The sequence below is a fragment of the Cryobacterium sp. TMT2-4 genome, assembly GCF_004402575.1.
Taxonomy (GTDB): domain Bacteria; phylum Actinomycetota; class Actinomycetes; order Actinomycetales; family Microbacteriaceae; genus Cryobacterium; species Cryobacterium sandaracinum.
In genome coordinates, this window is record NZ_SOGE01000018.1 from 1 (window position 1) to 15,210 (window position 15,210).

Annotated in this window: 15 protein-coding genes; 7 read left to right on the plus strand and 8 right to left on the minus strand. The window is 62.4% G+C overall.

All coding sequences use genetic code 11. From position 1 onward, the window contains the following. Window positions 1–78 precede the first annotated feature (78 nt). Window positions 79–378: a DUF2945 domain-containing protein gene (locus E3O54_RS05515; RefSeq protein ID WP_370247375.1), complete on the plus strand. Its 300-nt coding sequence runs from the start codon at window positions 79–81 to the stop codon at window positions 376–378. 40 nt (window positions 379–418) lie between these two features. On the opposite strand, the gene E3O54_RS05520 is transcribed toward E3O54_RS05515, so the two are convergent. After that, on the minus strand, window positions 419–1,060 hold the full coding sequence (locus E3O54_RS05520) for a DNA-3-methyladenine glycosylase (RefSeq protein ID WP_104101678.1): 642 nt from the start codon (window positions 1,058–1,060) through the stop codon (window positions 419–421). A gap of 200 nt (window positions 1,061–1,260) precedes the next feature. Here E3O54_RS05520 and E3O54_RS05525 point away from each other — a divergent pair, with 200 nt between their 5' ends. The 3 genes from E3O54_RS05525 to E3O54_RS05535 all read left to right on the plus strand — a co-directional run bounded on the left by E3O54_RS05525 (window position 1,261) and on the right by E3O54_RS05535 (window position 2,739). Further along, entirely contained in the window at window positions 1,261–1,461 is a 201-nt protein-coding gene (locus tag E3O54_RS05525; protein ID WP_134401125.1) for a hypothetical protein, read from the plus strand. 328 nt (window positions 1,462–1,789) lie between these two features. Continuing rightward, window positions 1,790–2,206, plus strand: coding sequence for a hypothetical protein (locus E3O54_RS05530; protein WP_134401126.1), 417 nt, complete (start codon window positions 1,790–1,792; stop codon window positions 2,204–2,206). Window positions 2,207–2,283: 77 nt separating this feature from the next. After that, window positions 2,284–2,739, plus strand: a complete 456-nt coding sequence (locus E3O54_RS05535; protein ID WP_104101671.1) for an SRPBCC family protein — start codon at window positions 2,284–2,286, stop codon at window positions 2,737–2,739. A gap of 323 nt (window positions 2,740–3,062) precedes the next feature. Here E3O54_RS05535 and E3O54_RS05540 read toward each other — a convergent pair whose 3' ends face one another. The 5 genes from E3O54_RS05540 to E3O54_RS05560 form a co-directional block, all read right to left on the minus strand. Beyond that, window positions 3,063–4,415, minus strand: coding sequence for a M1 family metallopeptidase (locus E3O54_RS05540; protein WP_233191446.1), 1,353 nt, complete (start codon window positions 4,413–4,415; stop codon window positions 3,063–3,065). 625 nt (window positions 4,416–5,040) lie between these two features. Beyond that, window positions 5,041–5,709: a GAP family protein gene (locus E3O54_RS05545; RefSeq protein WP_104101668.1), complete on the minus strand. Its 669-nt coding sequence runs from the start codon at window positions 5,707–5,709 to the stop codon at window positions 5,041–5,043. Beyond that, window positions 5,706–6,239: a TetR/AcrR family transcriptional regulator gene (locus tag E3O54_RS05550; protein WP_104101666.1), complete on the minus strand. Its 534-nt coding sequence runs from the start codon at window positions 6,237–6,239 to the stop codon at window positions 5,706–5,708. The genes E3O54_RS05545 and E3O54_RS05550 overlap by 4 nt, the downstream gene beginning before the upstream one ends. A 212-nt stretch (window positions 6,240–6,451) precedes the next feature. Continuing rightward, window positions 6,452–7,060 carry a hypothetical protein gene (locus E3O54_RS05555; RefSeq protein ID WP_134401127.1) on the minus strand — a complete coding sequence of 203 codons (609 nt, stop codon included), beginning with the start codon at window positions 7,058–7,060 and terminating at the stop codon, window positions 6,452–6,454. Next, window positions 7,047–7,613 (minus strand): RNA polymerase sigma factor, encoded by a 567-nt coding sequence (locus tag E3O54_RS05560; RefSeq protein WP_134401128.1) that lies wholly within the window; start codon window positions 7,611–7,613, stop codon window positions 7,047–7,049. Before E3O54_RS05560 ends, E3O54_RS05555 begins: the two co-directional genes overlap by 14 nt. 192 nt (window positions 7,614–7,805) lie before the next feature. Here E3O54_RS05560 and E3O54_RS05565 point away from each other — a divergent pair, with 192 nt between their 5' ends. After that, window positions 7,806–8,603: a carbonic anhydrase gene (locus E3O54_RS05565; RefSeq protein WP_134401129.1), complete on the plus strand. Its 798-nt coding sequence runs from the start codon at window positions 7,806–7,808 to the stop codon at window positions 8,601–8,603. 323 nt (window positions 8,604–8,926) lie between these two features. Here E3O54_RS05565 and E3O54_RS05570 read toward each other — a convergent pair whose 3' ends face one another. Continuing rightward, entirely contained in the window at window positions 8,927–10,303 is a 1,377-nt protein-coding gene (locus E3O54_RS05570; RefSeq protein ID WP_134401130.1) for a serine hydrolase, read from the minus strand. A gap of 413 nt (window positions 10,304–10,716) precedes the next feature. Here E3O54_RS05570 and E3O54_RS05575 point away from each other — a divergent pair, with 413 nt between their 5' ends. Further along, window positions 10,717–12,984, plus strand: a complete 2,268-nt coding sequence (locus E3O54_RS05575; RefSeq protein WP_134401131.1) for an Ig-like domain-containing protein — start codon at window positions 10,717–10,719, stop codon at window positions 12,982–12,984. A gap of 179 nt (window positions 12,985–13,163) precedes the next feature. Further along, window positions 13,164–14,090 carry an aldo/keto reductase family oxidoreductase gene (locus E3O54_RS05580; RefSeq protein WP_104171202.1) on the plus strand — a complete coding sequence of 309 codons (927 nt, stop codon included), beginning with the start codon at window positions 13,164–13,166 and terminating at the stop codon, window positions 14,088–14,090. A 357-nt stretch (window positions 14,091–14,447) separates the two neighbouring features. Here E3O54_RS05580 and E3O54_RS05585 read toward each other — a convergent pair whose 3' ends face one another. Beyond that, a complete protein-coding gene (locus tag E3O54_RS05585) occupies window positions 14,448–15,035 on the minus strand; it encodes an IS30 family transposase (protein WP_134401132.1) in 588 nt (195 codons plus the stop codon). Window positions 15,036–15,210 lie beyond the last annotated feature (175 nt).

A 15,210-nucleotide genomic window follows, 5' to 3' on the forward strand; every position in this document is an offset into this window, starting at 1 on the left:
CCTGACCTCGACCAAGCCCCACACCCTCACCAGCTTCGCGAAAGTCGACGGTAACCGCCTCTGGTATCCACCGGAAGAGTGAAACCCGAGGGTGCCAATTCGAAGCAAGATGGTGCAGCGAATACGCTCGAAAGATCCAGCAAGATTATGGCAGTGGAAGGCATACCAACGACAAAAAAATTCTCAGTCGGCGATCACGTGCGCTGGAACTCCGAGGCCGGCCATGTGCACGGCACCATCGCGAAAATTCATACGATAGACGTGGAATACAAAGGGCACACTCACCGCTGCAGTCCCGATGATCCGCAGTACGAGATCACGAGCGACACGACCGACCACGTGGCGATGCACAAGGGCGAGGCCCTGACGAAAATCTAGCCATTCGTGACCACCAATGCAGACAAACGGCGAGCCACGGTTACGGGCGGCCTGGTTTGTAGGTTGAGACGGATGCCGCATCAGCTAACCAGTATCGCCAGGGGAAATTCGTCGCATTGCCGCCGGGTCCGCTGACGCCAACGCGTGGTCCGGTTCGGTGGGGTAACACCAGGCCATCATCCGGAACGAAAAACTTCCACTGTCCGCCAAAAAGATCGTCACCGTCGTTTGCCAGGGTTGCCCCGAAGGTTTGGGCAACGCAGCCTGGGCCCCGCGCCAAACTGCTACTGGGAAGAGGAACTTTTCGTGGTTTGCTTTCTCGACGGCTGCGGGCAATGGCGGCACCTCCCATCACGTCTCCCGCCCTGATGAGACAACCGTATGGCTGTCCTGGTTGTCCGGCGACGAGGTTCAGCGAGTGGTGCATTCCATAGGTGAAGTAGCAGTAGAGGTGCCCGGCGGGACCAAACATTGTCTTGTTCCGATTCGTCTGGCCCCGATAGGCGTGTGCGCCGGGGTCGCGTTCACCCGCGTACGCCTCGACCTCGGTAATTCGAATGGTCACAATGCCGTCGTCATCGGTGCGTTGAAGGATGCAGCCGAGAATTTCGGGTGCGACATTGAGCACCTCGCGGGCAAAGAACTCTCGGTTCGCTAGATGAAATCCGTTCGGCAAAGTCACTTGGTTATCGTATGCATTCCTGGCGAGCAACGCGCGAACGAGCGTTCAGAGCATCTCAGAAGTTGATCTGGTCTCAACGTCACGCGAAACAATTTTTTGAATGAGCAGCGCAAGAGATGCAGCGGCATGAGACGGTGACGTCGGTTCGTCGTCGTCTCCAACCTCCGCGATTCCTCCAGATCACCGAGATCTCTGTTGCTGTGGCGATTGCCTGGACACCGTTCCCTTTCCTCCCTGGAAACGCTCAGGAATTGCGGTACTACGCGCCGCTGGGCGCACTTCTGAGCATGCACCCAACCCTCATGCGTTCGCTCCGCAGCGCTTTACAAACCCTCGCTGGGCTGGCCTTCGGAATCGCCCTCGCCGGGGCCGTGCTCATCCTGAGCGAGCCCAGCGTTTAGACGATCTGGCTGGTCATCGGCCTCAGCCCCCTTATCGGAAGCATGCGATGGCATACTGTGGGCGGAGGTCGAGCGGTTGAGCAGTTTTTGAGGCACCCTCGCCACGCACCTCAGCGATATCGGCGTGGCCTTGGTTGGGAGTTGGCCTCCCGAGCGTGAACTCCGGGCGACCAGGGGCAGCGCACTCACGGACGCGGCACGAGACGTCAGGTCGGCTGTGCAACGCGCCGATGAGAGTCGTAAGGGTAACCCTCGCGCTCGTTTCAACCGCAGAAATCTTGTTGTTGACTAGGAGTACCTCGCGGCCCTGGAGAACGTCACCTTTCACGTGCGCAACCTGACCGAGGTTTTTGCGGGCATGATCTGGGGTAAACCGATTCCCCTTGAGCTGCCGCCCGAACTGCCTCCGGTTCTCAGCGATGCCCTGCACGCAGTCGCAGAAACCTTGCGTGCCCCGGACGATGGCCCGCGTGATAGCGCGCCCCTTGATGCCGCCGTAGCGGCAGTCGAGGCGATTCTGCACGGCATGCAAGAGTTGGGTGCCGGGGCGACGTCGCTTAGCCCCACGGCCGCGATCGTCATCGATCTGAAGTGCATTTTGGTCGCCCTTCGCCCTGGGACCGAAAGAGATTCTGAAGAGTCTCCCTCGCCCGTCGTTCAGCCCGTCCCATCGCCTGTTCACGCTGCTGAGGTTCCGCGCACAGGAACCTTCTCGTTCCCGCGAGTTTTTCCTTACCCGGGTTGACCTTGGATTAGCCTTCGGTACTGTGAATGGGATTGCAGAAACTATTTCATCCGTCGAATTCGCATTAGGAGGTCATCATGCCCAACGCCATCGAGACTGTCGACGTCAACGTTCCCGTTACCGTCGCGTATAACCAGTGGACAAAATTCGAGGAGTTTCCAAAGTTTCTCAGTTTTGTTGAATCCGTCACGCAGGTGACCGACACTCTCACCGAGTGGAAGGTTAAAGTCGGTGGCGTGGAGCGCGAGTTTGAGGCTCGGATAACCGAGCAGCACCCTGACGAGCGTGTTGCCTGGAACAGCACCGGCGGGCAGGTTGACCACGCGGGAGTTGTCACGTTCCATAAGTTGGCCGCGAACGAGACACGGGTGACGGTACAGCTTGATTGGGAGGCGACAGGGCTGCTTGAGAAGGCTGGGGCCGCTCTCGGTATCGACGATCACGCCATTAAAAAAGACCTCAGGAACTTTAAGGAGTTCATCGAGGCGAAGGGAACCTCCGACGGCGGATGGCGCGGAGATGTGAAGGCCTGACGCTGCCGGAAGACCAACCTCGGCAAGCGCTACTGGATAGAGTCGTCGGTCAACCGGATCAGTGAAGGCAAATATAAAGAAATCGCACCTGAGGCTTCTCAGGAACGATTTCTGGTTTGAGTGGATCTTGCGGTTTCGTGTGGCTGCGAGTTCTTCTTCAGCGCCGTAGCTCCGGCTGTTTTTCTGTGTTCACCTGTGTCGGATGGTCTCGAACGCTGTGTGTTTCACTTTGTCCGGGCGCATGAAGTCAGTCGGGCTCGATTGCTCGGGGCACATCGAGCCGTGAACCTTCGGGTTCTCCTTGCCAGGGACTGCGCTGGTGGCTAGGGCATTGCCGGGCGGTCGCCTTCGCGCAACCAGTCGTCGAAGAAAGTCTGGAGTTGCTGGCCTGAGCTCTCTTCCATTACGGCTTCGAAGTCCGCAGTGGTCGCATTCGAGTCGTCGTACTCAGTCAGCCACAAGCGGGCGCCGGCGAAGAACGCGTCGTCACCGATCTTCGCGCGCAATGCGTACAGGGTAGCCGCGCCTCGCAGATAGACCGGATTCGCAAAGAGGCTGTCGCGACCCGGGTCTGCGATGTTGAGTGCCCAGCCGTCGTTTGCGTCCAGGTATGCCACCGTGTCGGCGAACTGATTGGAAATTGATGCGGTGCCCTGATGTTCTGCCCAGAGCCACTCGATATAGGTCGCCCAGCCTTCGTTCAGCCAGATGTCCTTCCAATCAGCCGGGGTCACAGAGTTGCCGAACCACTGGTGCCCCAGTTCGTGCACCACTGTGTTTTCGTCCGCGACCTCGGAGTACACCGGGCGGGTCTGAGTCTCTAGGGCGTAGTCGACCGAGTCGTCGTCGACAATGGCGCCGAACGACTCGAACGGGTATCGCCCGAATTGGGCCTCCAGAAAGGTGATCATCTGGGGCTGCAGCGCGAGTGCCGCCGCTGTTTCTGCAAGAGGCGCGCCCGTCACTCCATCGTCGATCGCATTGATGATCGGCAGACCGTCCGGACTCACGTCGCGGGACAAGGCGTAGTCGCCTACGCTCGCCGTCGACAGGTAGCTGGACATCGGGTCGGATGCCCGCCACGTCCATGTTGTCCAGCCGGCCTTTGTCTTGGGCGCCCCGGCGGGCAGCCCGTTTGCCACAGCTGTCTTACCGGCCGGCACCGTGATGCGGAACCTGTAAGTTGCCTTGTCTTCCGGGTCGTCGTTCACGGGGTACCAGGTCGCCGCTCCATCGGGCTCGTTGACCACCATCGCGCCATCAGCAGTGGTGACCCACCCGTAAAGGGCCCCGGTGGTGTCTAGTGGCCGCCCGGTGATCCCGCCATATTCAATGACAATGGTCGTCGTCTGTCCTGCTTCGAGCTTCGGCCGCAGCTCAACGGTGAGTTCCCAGTATCGGTTTGCATTGTCCTGCTTCTGTGACCACTCGGCGCTGTCTTTGCCTTGCGCTTTCCCGTGTGCCGCCGCCTTGCCGTCCACCCGGACCGACGAAACGTCGAGGCCGCGTAAGTCGAAGTTAAGCGACTGCAGATCCTGCTTCGCGCGGAGTGTGATGGTCGCGACGCCGCTGAGGCGGCCTGTGAGGACCGTGGGTTCCGTCGGCGGCGTGTAGCGAAGGGCAAGGTCGTAGTGCTGGACGTCGTACCCGCCGTTGCCGGCGTTGGGGAAGTACACGTCACCGCTTCCGGCCGCGCCGGCCGTAGAGCGCGCCCCGTCCTTCCCAAGGGAGACCTGCGCCGTCTCACTGAATGCGCCAGACGCGACCGTTGTCGGCACGATTGCGACCGCTGGAGCTAACCTCGCCCTGGCGTCGGACGCGTTGGGGGTTACTGCTGTTCCGGTTCCGCAGGCGGCCAAAGCGAACACGGATAACCCCGCGAGTGCGACGGTTGTGAGCCTTCTCAATGAATCCAAGGGACATCCCCTTTGTTGGCAGTGAGGTCGAATATGGACTGGCTGGACTGGAGAAAAGCGTGAAGACGACGGTTAAATTCAGGGAATCCACAATTTAGTGCCCATCTCCGGCAACATCAACCGCGCTCATGGAATTGGCGCAGCAAGCACAGTGCACCCGGCGTCGTTGCTCCCGCGAGTGGATGTCCGTGGGACTGTGACGCGGGCTCTTCGCGTTGGTTGCCTACGTCGGTGAGTATGCGACTTGAGTCGGCGGCCACTTCCATGCGGTTACGGCAATGGCGATGAGAAGTACCACTTCGATGAAGCTACCGAGGAGGTAGTGGACCCATGCGTCGCGAATGGCCAGACAGGATGAAGACCCAGAAAGAAGGGGCGGACGATGTTAGCTGAGAGCCCAGAGAGGCAGAGTCCCGACGAAGAGACCAAGGGTCATGAGCGCGATCGCCGCCGGATGTGACGCTGGGACGTCTCCGGTTCCGAGTCTGTTGGTGATGCGGGCCAGGAGCGCATGGGTTCGTTGGCGAGAGAGCAGGCCGATGACTAGGAGCGTTAGGCAGGGTAGGCAGTAGATGACCGTATACCCGGCCAGCACCAGGAGCGCTTCACCTGTGCTGGCTTGCGCGTCGAGGAGCCTTTCGATAGCGATGAAGTAGGGGAACGCGTTGGGCAGATCGGCGGCCGTGAGTAGTGCGCCAAAAGGGAATGCAGTCCACGGGGTAAACCACGTGGGCAGTTCGATGGGTTTGCGGGGTCGGGTTCGGAAGCGTCGAACGCCAGCGATAACCACCGCGGCTCCCGCTGCCCCGAAGGCGACATAGCGCAGCGCGAGCACAATGCCGCCGACGGCGCCTGCGGCTGCGCTAGCGCCGAGAAACAGTGCTGCACCCGCCACGAACACGGTTGTGGCCGCGCCGAGAATGGTCACCAGTGCCGTTAGTCCGGGCCGACTGGGTGCAACAAGCAGGATGAGTGTGACGGCGACGATGGTCGCAGGATTGAAGGCGTCGAGGGCCGCTAGGCCGGCAATCGCGCCCAGTAGCGCTCCACTCATTGTCTTGACGCACCACCGGGTCGAGGGATCAGGGCGTCGAGGAGTGCGTCGAGTTGTGCGGGGGTGGGGGCAGGCTCGATGCCGGCGATCACGTTGGCTGCGAGTCCGTCACCGACGAGGCGGATCACCCGCGCGCGTGTGACGTCGCCCGTTTCCTTCTGAATCATGGCCTCCCACCGAGAGCCGGCTTCCTGCGCGGCGGTAGCGACGTCATCACCCGGCGACTCGACCGCCCGGTGCGCGACCGCTAAAGCTCGGAACAGAGCCACGTCATCACCCGTCGGCACGGAAAGCCTGAGCCAGGCTTCCGCCGCCCGGCCCTCCATCGACGCCGCAAGCATCGCTACGTCGAGCTCCTCCAACGCCCCGATGGCCAAGCCCTGAACAAGAGCCGCGCGCGAAGGAAAATGATGGATCAGTCCGCCCTTTGACACCCCCGCAGCACTCGCGGTGCTATTCAAGGACGGCACAACACCGCGCTCGAGAGTGAGGTTTCGGGCTGCGCTGAGAATAAGTGACCGACGATCCATGGGACCATTCTAGATGCAAACCGACCGGTCGGTCGGGCATCGTTGTTGATCGGCCAGGAGATTATCCCGGCGCAGTAGTGAGTCACGATCGCATCCGGCAAACTCGTTCTTTTCCGGGGCGCGCCACAACGGTCGCACTGACCGCTGCGGGGTCCGAAACCAGATGTGACGATTCCGGCACCGGTCCCGTCATCCGCTCTCGCGGGCGTGGATCAGCCAGGGAACGCTGCGTCGTAGACCGCGCGGAGCTCGGCGCTGTCGGCCCCGGTGACGCCGCAGCCGGTGATCGTTCCATCGACTGCGCCGACGAGGTAGCTCTGGCCGACCACGAAGGGCACGCCCGAGAAGTCGGAGGTCATCGCGTCGACCTGCGTTACCTCCACGCGGTCGGCGACGTCGCCAGCGAAGCGCTCCCTGACCTCCAGCAGAACGGTGTCGCCCTGGATCTGCAGCACCGTCGCGGCGAACGCATGCTCCTGCGCCGCGACGGCCGCCGGCTCGAGCCTGAGGCAGCTGCCGCTCGCGAGGCCTCCGTCCATGGGAGGCTGCAACGCCTCGACGGTGGGCTCCGGGCCGCCGACGACGAGGGGCACGACGATTGCGGCGGCGATGGCGAGGCCGGAGGCGATGCCGACCACCGGCATCCACCGCCGCAAGGCGCGTCGCGGCGCCGTGGGGGTGACGGTCGTGGTGTCAGGGGATTGGTCGGTCATGATCTGTTCCATTCTGTGGTCGAGCCATGTCGGCGAGGCAGGGGGCAGCGTGCGGGCCGGATCGGCGGCGCGCAGCTGATCGCGCAGCGCACGGTCATCGTCGTGCATCTTCGCTCCCTTCGTCGTACGGTACATGTCCGGTCGGGTCGCCGGATTTCAGTAGCTCCTGCTTGAGGCGAGCCTTCGCACGGTGTAGGCGGATCGCCGCTGCGTTCGCGCTGATGCCGAGCACGACGGCAATCTGCGTGCTTTTCAGCTCGTCCCATGCCCACAGCCGCAGGATCTCCGCGTCGTTTCGACGCAGGCCGGCGAGGGCGGTGGTCACGCGGGCCGTCTTGGCGGCGCCATCGACGGTGGATGCTGCGGGGTTCTCGTCCGCAGCGGCCGGCGGCGGGTCGATGGCAATGATGCGGCCGATGAGACGGATGCGCCGGCGCTCGGCGCGTTGAGCGTTGCTGAGGCACTGTCGAGCGACGACGATCGCCCAGGGAAGTGCGTCGTCGGGCACCTCGTCGAGGCGGCGCCAGCACACCAGCAGAGTGTCGCCGATCACGTCGTCGGCCGTCGCGGCGTCGGTGCGGCGGTGCAGATAGCGGCGCACAGGGTCGACGACGAGCACGGCGAGGTTACGCATCCGCTTCTCGCGATCGGTGTCGGTCACAACTCTCATACTGAGGGATGTCCGGCAGGGGCGCGGGGATTTCAGGCGAGGTGCTTTCGCACTGCAGGAGATCGGCGGTGACCGTAGACCGGGTGCAGCGAGAGGATAATTCGGGAAAGCAGCTCTGTCACAAGAGTGGTCACGCCACATGTTCGGTGTGGCGTTTTTCTATGCCGTTTTCCAGGAGTTCCCATGTCCGCACGACCCTGGCTCATCACCTCAGCGCTCATGGTGGCCGCGATCACCCTTGTCGGCTGCGCCCAGCCCGCGCCGGAGTCGAGCAAGCCACCGGTGGCGGAGCCGGCGCGATGGTCTTGCGACGGCGCGAGCGGACCGGCATCGTGGGCGGAGGTGGACCCCGGCTTCGCGGCCTGCGGCGCGGGCACCGCCCAGTCCCCGATCGACCTGCCCGCGACCATGCCCGCACCGAGCTCGGTCATCCAGCTGAGCGCGGAGGACGCGGAGGCCGATGTGTTCGACACCGGGCACGCGGTGGAGTTCGAGGCCGACGGCGAGGGCGAGACCCTGACTTTCGCCGGCGACGAGTACAGTCTGCAGCAGATGCACGCCCACGTGCCGTCGGAGCACACCGTGAACGGCCAGCCGGCGGCGGCCGAGCTGCACCTGGTGCACGCGGATGCGGCTGGCAATCCACTGGTACTGGGCATCCTCGTGGCCGAGAGGCAAACATCCGGCGTCCTGGCGCCGTTCATCGACAGGGCCACGCATATGGCTGACGACGAGGACGTGACAATGGATATCGCGGCCGTGCTGCCGCGGACGCTGGACAACTACGAGTACTCGGGCAGTCTGACCACACCGCCGTGCACCGAGGATGTGCAGTGGGTCGTGACGAGCACGCCGATCTCGATGTTGGCGGAGCAGATCGGCACACTTGAAGGCGCACACAGTCACAATGCACGGCCGACGCAGCCGCTGGGGGACCGGGATGTGGTTGGCGGATCCATGAAGCTCGGGATCGAGGGGTAGCGGCCGGGTCGTTCCGGGTTAGCGCGCCGGGGCTTCCGGGCCCGGAACCCATAAGTGGCGATTGTGGGCAGGCTGAAGTTGGCCAGCGGCAAGGCTTCGCTGGAAGGCCTCGCATCCGCCGCCAAAGTCCGATGGAACTCGACACTGCTAGGTTTGCGGCATGGACGAAATTTCAGTCCGCGACGAAATCGTCTATGTCTGTGATCCAGCCCTTCGCGCCTATCTGCGCGGATTCATACGGAACGCCGTGTAGTTGGCCGTGTCTCCTCACGATCGCCATCATGCAGGCACGTTCAGGCACGGAACCACGGGGATCTGCACAGCTACCGGCTGACCAGGCGAGTAGGGGGCGGATCCCCGAACGCCACGCTCTGCTCGATGTCGAGGGTCAACGCGTCATCCCGAAACTCGAGCGTGTACGTGCGCGAGAACGGCGTGCCCACGTTGTGCGCCCGCACGACCAGAGTGCTGGGGGAGACCCACGCGCCGCTCGCCAGTACCGGGGCATCGGCGGATGCCACCCATTCGCCGTGGCCGAAGGCTAGCCGCCGGCCCACGCCGCCACGGATGATCGTGAGCAGTCCCGGCTCGAAAGTTACCGCGGTCACGTCCGCATCGTCGAAGTCGAAGCGGACGCCCGCCACCCGCGCCGCCGTCTGTGACGTGGGTTCGCCCACGACGGTCGGCAGGGTGAGGCCCGCCAGCTTTCCGGCAAGTCCACTCGGTATCTCTGCGAGCGGCTGGTCGGTGAAAGCGGGCAGCAGGTGTTCCCAGACGAGATCGAGCGCGCGCTGCGCGGTCGGGAGCGCCGCAGTCAGCACAACCACGGCATCCGTTTCTGGAAGCACGAGGCAGACCTGACCGAACGCTCCGTCAGCGCGGTAACCGGTCGGCCGGTTCCGCCAGAACTGGTAGCCGTAGCCCTGACGGCCGTCGACGTCGTGCTCGGTGCCCGACGTGTCCACCTGCACCCGGGTGGCCTCGTCGATCCACTCCGCCGGCACGAGTCGCGTGCCGTTCCATTCGCCGCGTTGCAGCAGCAGCTGGCCGAAGGTCGCGAGCTGCTCGGTCGTGAGGGAGAGCCCCCAGCCGCCGGCGTCGATGCCGCGCGGGCAGGACTCCCACGTGGCGCCGATGATGCCGAGCGGGTCGAACAGCCGCGGGGTGAGGTAGTCGAACAGACGCTCTCCGGTGAGCCGCTGCAGGATCGCCGAGAGCAGGTAGCTCGCGCCGCTGTTGTAGACGTAGTGGGTGCCCGGCGCGAACTCGAGGGGCTGGGCCAGGATGGTGCGCGCCCAGTTGTCACCGTGCGAGTCGTCGGCGAGGGACACCGTATCGGTCGGATGCCCCGTGGTCATGGTGAGCAGATGGCGCACAGTCAGCGCGGCCAGGCGCGGGTGGATCTGCTTGGGCAGGTCGTCTGGTAGCAGGTCGACGACGAGGTCGTCGAATGTAAGCCGGCCCTCGCCGATGGCGAGCCCGACGGCGGTCGAGGTGAAGCTCTTGCTCACCGAGAACATGAGGTGCGGATGCTGCGCCGCGAAGGGATACCACCAGCCCTCCGCAATGACGCAACCGTGTCGAACGACCATGAGGCTGTGCAGGGTCTCGAGCTGCGCCTCCGCCGCGGCGATGAAATCGAGAATGGCGGCGGAGGAGATTCCCTCGGCCTCGGGGGTGCTGCGGGGGAGCGGGGTCATGGTTCAATTGTGCCGGGTCGAACGGATTCGGGTACTCGGGCTCGGACGGCTTGCTGAAGTTGCGCATCCAATCGGCCCGGTCGAAAAAAGTCTTGAGATCGCTCGGAGGTTGGTTCAAGTTTGCCCCTGTTCACGCGCGTCGGATTATCTTAAATGCTAAGCGAATCGCCCCCCTCGGGCAGTATGTGGCCCATACCGAGACCGTCGGGCCCGTAGCGGTGTTCCACCGGTCTCGTCGGATGCGATGTGTTTGGCTCAATCCGGCTTCCGCACAGTCCCTAACTGGGGTATGTACAGTCCGGACCCTTATTGACAGGATCTTCAAGATCTCGCCACCGACACCTAGCGGCGGCATGGTCTTGCTCGGAGGAACTTGCACCCTCGAGAAACCCGACTAGCAAAAGGCCCCTGTCTTGATTCCTGTCAAATTTCGCGTTGGTGCGATCACGGCCCTGAGCGCCATTATTCTCGCTGTGTGCGTTTCACCCGCTTCTGCCGCTACTAATTCGCTAACGATCACCCCCACCGAGTGGAACGTCGTCGGGTTGGACAGCAACAGTGTTACGTCAGGGCCCAACCAGTTTTCGGTTGGTGCCAAGGTATGCAACGTAACCGGCACGGCGGTTAGCGGTGTTGACGTGGCATGGAATTGGACGACTGCCAATACCTACATCAATCTCGACAGCACTGCGACAAAAAGTGTTCCCGCTATCGCTGCCAATTCGTGCACGAAGCTATGGTGGACGGTCGAGATCACACGCGATGCGGCGGCCTACAACGCCAAACGTGGCTTCACGATTTCGGCTGCGGCCCCGGGAGTCACCACCGTGAGCACCCCGACGACACGCGAGATTTACGTTGAGAAGCTCGTCTCTCAAAACCGCAACGCAGTGACCTCCGTGACAGGACCGACAAATGTTGTTGTCGGTCAGACAGTCAGCTACTCACTGACGGGAAAGACTGCCACACAGGGTTACGAGCAGCTGTCCGCTGGGCCCTCACTTGACGGCACCATTTTTGAAATTCTGTCCGTGACTGGCACCTATACGCAGCCAGAAACAGGGGCCGGCGGTCCGCCGACCGCCGGTTTCTACGCCAACGCGTGCACATGGGACCCGGTTACGACAAGTGGGTCCTACAGGTCCTGTCTAGGGACGGGCAAGGCAGGCGGCAACTCGATCGTGGTCACGGTCACGGCCTTGGTAAAAGCTCCAGGTACCGGTCTTGTCAATGCAAACATCTACGACTATTCGGGCTCCTCGTACCACTACAACTCCGATCTCGGCACGTATACCAAGTCCGTCACCGCCACGAACCCGGTGGTTCAGTCTTCGCCGGTGGCTGTTGATGATGGGCCGTTTGCGGCGACTTCTGGGGTGGCCCGTACGGTTGATGTTCCGGCGAATGACACTGATGTTGATGGCGACCTGGATCTGACATCGGTCGTGGTCACGACACCGCCTGCCCACGGGACGACGTCGGTCAACGCGACCACGGGTGTTGTCACGTACACGCCGTCGGGTTCGTATGTCGGCTCGGACTCGTTCGAGTACCGCATTTGTGATGGTCGACCGGTGTGTGACACCGCCACGGTGACCCTCAACGTCACTGCAGTTCCGGTGGTTCAGTCTTCGCCGGTGGCTGTTGATGATGGGCCGTTTGCGGCGACTTCTGGGGTGGCCCGTACGGTTGATGTTCCGGCGAATGACACTGATGTTGATGGCGACCTGGATCTGACATCGGTCGTGGTCACGACACCGCCTGCCCACGGGACGACGTCGGTCAACGCGACCACGGGTGTTGTCACGTACACGCCGTCGGGTTCGTATGTCGGCTCGGACTCGTTCGAGTACCGCATTTGTGATGGTCGACCGGTGTGTGACACCGCCACGGTGACCCTCAACGTCACTGCAGTTCCGGTGGTTCAGTCTTCGCCGGTGGCTGTTGATGACAGCTCGCCGGCCGTCTCCGGTGTCACATTAGTGATTGATGTCGCGGACAACGATTCGGACGTCGACGCAAATCTCGATGTCACGACCGTGTCGGTGACTGTGGCGCCATCACACGGTGCCTTCTCGGTCGACCCTGTTTCTGGTGAGATCAGATACACCGCGGACTCGTTGTACACGGGGACCGATACGTTTACGTATGAGATCTGCGACACCACAGACCGTTGCGACACCGCAATCGTCACAGTCAGGGTTACGGCTCCTCCGGCAACCAGTACGCCACCAGTTGCTGCAGACAACGACGTGACCACGACTACCGGCAAACCAGTAGTCATCGATGTCCTCGAAAATGACACTGACCGTGATGGTGATCTTGACCCGACTTCGGTCTCGATCGTTGCCGGACCCAGCCACGGCACCGTCGATGTTGACCCTGATGTCGGAGAGGTAACTTATTCGCCCGACTCCAGCTACACCGGCACCGACTCCTTCACCTACAAAGTTTGTGACGTTGACGGCAATTGCGACACCGCCACTGTCACAGTGAAGGTCGGCGTGGTAGGCGGCCCGCCAGTCGATGCTGGTCGATCTCTCGCAGCCACGGGCGCCGACCCTGGCCAACCGATAATTCTCGCGACTCTGCTCTTCCTGACGGGACTTCTTCTCGTCCGCAAACGCCGCCGGTCTTTCTCAGAAAACCTTCTTCGAGTAGATCGGTTCACCACCACCTAGGCGATGGCCCAAGATGAGTGCTGTTTGTGAAGACAGATCCAACACGCTCTCGACCACTTTTGACGATTCCATGCGTCCGTTGACGGTGCAAAGTTCACTCGGTTTTCGGCTCCCTCTTCTCCCTTGGTTTTTCTTTGAGCGCGAGCTGGCAGAAATTCGAAGTAGGGCAGGATGGTCTGATGAAGATATACAACCCTCCGCGTACAAATCTGCAGGCATCCAATGTCATTCTCGGGATGATGAGGATCTCGGACATGGACGATGAGGAGATCCGCGCTCTCGTCGGCACCGCGCGGGATGCCGGCATCAATTTCTTTGATCACGCCGATATCTACGGTGGCGCGCACGGCTGCGAAAAGCGGTTCGGTGACGCGGTCACGTTCACGGACGCAGAGCGCGAGGCGGTCATCATTCAGTCAAAGGTCGGCATCCGTCAGGGCTTTTTCGATTTCTCCAAGGAGCACATCCTCCGCTCGGTCGATGAGTCTCTCGCGGCGCTGAACATCGACTACCTGGATATCTTGCTGCTGCACCGTCCGGACACTCTGGTCGAGCCCGAGGATGTTGCTGCGGCGTTCGACGCGCTGCACGCCGCGGGAAAGGTGCGCAACTTCGGTGTCTCCAACCAGACGCCCGGGGTGATCGAACTGCTGAAGCGTTCGGTCAACCAGCCGCTGGCCTTCAACCAGGTGCAGCTGAGCATCACCCACGCGCCGTTGATCGCGCAGGGAGTTGCTGCCAACATGGCAGGGCTGGACCAGTCGATTGACCGCGACAACGGGCTCCTCGAGTACAGCAGACTGAACGACATCACCCTGCAGGCCTGGTCGCCATTCCAGAGCGGCATCTTCGACGGCGTGTTCGTGGGCGACCGGGAGAATTACGGCCCGCTCAATGACGCCCTCGATGACATCGCCGCCGCCCACGGGGTCACGCCGACGGGGATCGCGGTCGCCTGGATCACCAGGCACCCGGCCAACATTCAGGTGGTCCTGGGGACGACCAAGCCCGCGCGAGTGGTGGAGTCTGCCGCAGGGTCCGAAATTCCGCTCAGCCGTGAGGAGTGGTACCGCCTCTTCACGACCGCTGGGCATGTCCTCCCATAAACAGGAGCGCTCCACATCGTCTTCCTGACCCCAGATGCAGGTAACCCCGGCGGCCAGCGACGCGATGAATTGCACGAGGGGTCGTGCAGCTTGTCGGCCGTGCCGCCGGGAATCACCCGCCTACGCTACGTCGACAATGATGACCCGAGAAGGGCGTGCCGTCGGCAAGGTGGACATCACGCCAATGAGGTCGTCGGCGAGTTCAGGTGGTGAGCGCAACACCCTGAGTTCTGTGGGGTGTTGTTGTTGGCTCGACCGTTGTCGCCTTTGAGCGTTCGTTTGTCGCTTTGGGAGGAGTTGGACGCGGGGCTGTCGGTGGCCGTCGCGACGCAGGCTGTGCCGCTCGACGACCTGGGATCAGGGAGCGGAGATATCCCGACACCAGGAAATTATCATCGCGACCGGGATGTTCGTCTCGGTCTGAAACTGCAGACACTCAGCCATTTCCGAACCCTGGTCCCAGGTCAATGATTTTCGTAGGTGCGCCGGCGGCCCTGACATGGCCTGACCGACGCGTTCACGGACGGTGGCGGCGTCGCGTTTGCCGTTCAGGTGCACGAGCAGGAGCAGGAGCATGCCAGTGGTGCGTTCCACGAGGGTCGCAATGGCTGAACGGTTAAAGGTTCCGCAGACGAGGTCGCCTTCGCAATGGCCGGGAACCAGTCGGGTGTCGACCTCAACGGGGCGCTCGCCCAGCAGCGGGCCGGAGAACCTCGAACGCCGTTTCGTCGTGTGACGGTGGGTCGGACGCCCGCGGCGCCCGGTTCGGAGGTGACGGGCCATTCCCCGGGAGAGCCCGTTTGCGTGCGGCGAATACAGAGCCCGATAGATACTTTCGTGCACGACGTTCATCTCGGGCTGTCCCGGAAAATCGATCCGCAGCTGGTGACTGATCTGCCTGGGTCTCCACTGTTGAACGCGGGCAGCAGTTGCGCCTGTGGAGATTCCTTCAGCTAGTCGCCATTCACACGGTTTCCGGGGAGATCATCCGCGGGGATGGTCTCCCCATCGCGTTTACTCCACGGGAATTCGGTTCTCCTGACTGGAAATGCGGGTGGTTTGGTTGCTCCTCAGCGTGCCGCGTACTGTTGACGATTCTGGCGGTCAAGGTGGGGAAATA

Bases quoted from the DNA above. Each gene is read 5' to 3' on its own strand.
- E3O54_RS05535 (WP_104101671.1), top strand. From the start codon at position 2,284: ATGCCCAACGCCATCGAGACTGTCGACGTCAACGTTCCCGTTACCGTC.
- E3O54_RS05545 (WP_104101668.1), bottom strand. From the start codon at position 5,709: ATGAGTGGAGCGCTACTGGGCGCGATTGCCGGCCTAGCGGCCCTCGAC.
- E3O54_RS05550 (WP_104101666.1), bottom strand. From the start codon at position 6,239: ATGGATCGTCGGTCACTTATTCTCAGCGCAGCCCGAAACCTCACTCTC.
- E3O54_RS05555 (WP_134401127.1), bottom strand. From the start codon at position 7,060: ATGCACGACGATGACCGTGCGCTGCGCGATCAGCTGCGCGCCGCCGAT.
- E3O54_RS05565 (WP_134401129.1), top strand. From the start codon at position 7,806: ATGTCCGCACGACCCTGGCTCATCACCTCAGCGCTCATGGTGGCCGCG.
- E3O54_RS05570 (WP_134401130.1), bottom strand. From the start codon at position 10,303: ATGACCCCGCTCCCCCGCAGCACCCCCGAGGCCGAGGGAATCTCCTCC.
- E3O54_RS05580 (WP_104171202.1), top strand. From the start codon at position 13,164: ATGAAGATATACAACCCTCCGCGTACAAATCTGCAGGCATCCAATGTC.